Genomic DNA, 1,874 nt, shown 5'->3' with positions numbered 1-1,874 from the left:
CCCCCGCGCGCGGCAGCGCGGCCTGCCCGACCGGACCGGGTCGGTCAGCGCCAGGCGGTCGGCCCCGCGGATCCGGCGCGGTACTCGGCCATCGGCACGCGGTCGCCCTTCCAGGCGCGCATGACGGGCGCGACGATGCGCCAGCACCGCTCGGCCACGTCGCCGCGGACCGAGAGGCGCGGGTCGCCCGCGAGGATCCCGTCGAGGACCTCGCCGTACGGCGTGAGCTCGGGCTCGGCGAACTCCGCGCGGAACGTGGACTGCGTGAGGGTGAAGGGCTCGCCCGTGCCGTCCATGGTGACCTCCAGCGTGATGCCGTCGGGCTTGAGGTCGATGATGAGCCGGTCCGGCCGCGCGGAGCCGTGCAGGCCCCGCGGCAGGTGCGCCACGGGCTTGAAGGTGACGACGATGCGCTTGGACGCCTCCTTGAGGGCCTTGCCCGAGCGCAGCCGGAACGGCACACCTGCCCAGCGCGCGTTGGCGACGCCGAAGGTGACCTCCGCGAGCGTCTCCGTCTCGTTGGCCGGATCCACCCCCTCCTCCTTGGCGTACGCGGGGATGCGCGTGCCGTCGACCGTGGCGCCCGTGTAGCGGGCGCGGCGGCTGTACGTGACGGGGTCGTTGTCCCAGACCTCGGTCGCGCGGAGGACCGCGGCGATGTTCGAGCGCAGGTCGTCCGGGTCGATGCTCGCGGGCGGCTCCATCGCGAAGACCGCGAGCACCTGCAGCAGGTGGCTCTGGATCATGTCGACCAGCGCGCCCGACTTGTCGTAGTAGGCCGCGCGGCCCTCGAGCGCGAGCGTCTCGTCGTAGAGGATCTCGACCTTCTCGATGTCCCTCGCGCTCCACACCGACTCGAAGAAGCGGTTCGCGAAGCGCAGCGACACGAGGTTGAGCACCGTGGAGAGGCCGAGGAAGTGGTCGGTGCGGTGGATGCGGTCCTCCGGCACGAGCTTCTGCAGCAGGCGGTTGAGCTGCGCCGCGCTCCGGCTGTTCGACCCGAACGGCTTCTCGAGCGCGAGCGTGGTGCCCTCCGGCAGGTCCAGCTTCGCCAGCTGCTCGCAGACCTGGATGGAGATGGCCGGCGGCAGCGCGAAGTAGAGGGCCGGCGCGCCCTCGCACGCCTCGAGGATCCGCTTCAGGTCGTCGAGGTCCGTCGGGTCGGCCTGGATGTACTCCGTGGACGAGACGATGCCCGCGGCCCGGCGCCCCGTGGCGTCCACCGAGTCGAACGCGGTCTTGACCGTCTTGGTCCACTCCGCGGGCTTCCGTTCGCTGCGGCCGGTGCCGATGAGCTGGATCCGGCGCCCCCGATCGCTCGCCACGAGGCTGCCGAGACCCGGCAGGAGGAGGCGTTCCGTGAGGTCGCCGCTGGCGCCGAGGATGACGAGGGTGGAGGGTTCACTGGTCATCCTCCGAGACTACGGGTCGCGGCTGCCGGGCAGCCGACCTACACTGGGCGAGTCGAACATCCGTTCGAACGACGCGTCCGGGGAGGGCGCGACGCGACAGCCCGGAGGTGCGCGTGAGCTTCACCCACCTGCACGTGGCGTCCGCGTTCTCCGCGCACTTCGGCACCACGGCGCCCGAGGCGCTCGTCGACCAGGTCGCCTCCTCGGGCGCGTCGGCGGCCGCGATCACCGACCGCGACGGGCTGTACGGCGCCGTCCGCCACATCCGCCGATCCATCGCCCAGGGGCTCTCCCCTGTCGTCGGCGCCGAGCTCGGCCTCACGGGCGAGCACCCGGGCCGGATCACGGTGCTCGCGCACGGCGGCACGCACGGCCAGGGCTGGGCGGCGCTCAGCCGGCTCATCAGCGCGAGCCACGGGCGGGGCACGGCCAGGAGCACCGCCCGGAGCGCCCAGGCCGGCG

General features: G+C 73.0%; 2 protein-coding genes. One reads left to right on the top strand and one right to left on the bottom strand.

What is annotated here, in order from left to right:
- Positions 1-44 precede the first annotated feature (44 nt).
- Positions 45-1,412 (bottom strand): glucose-6-phosphate dehydrogenase, encoded by a 1,368-nt coding sequence (locus DZG00_RS15110; protein ID WP_119382048.1) that lies wholly within the window; start codon positions 1,410-1,412, stop codon positions 45-47.
- Between the two features lie 113 nt (positions 1,413-1,525).
- On the opposite strand from DZG00_RS15110, the gene DZG00_RS15105 reads away from it, so the two are divergent.
- Positions 1,526-1,874: PHP domain-containing protein (locus tag DZG00_RS15105; protein ID WP_119455801.1), on the top strand; the 349-nt coding region annotated here is incomplete at its 3' end.

The organism is Clavibacter lycopersici, assembly GCF_003576405.1.
Lineage (GTDB): Bacteria > Actinomycetota > Actinomycetes > Actinomycetales > Microbacteriaceae > Clavibacter > Clavibacter lycopersici.
This window is presented reverse-complemented; position numbering and strand designations above follow the sequence as displayed.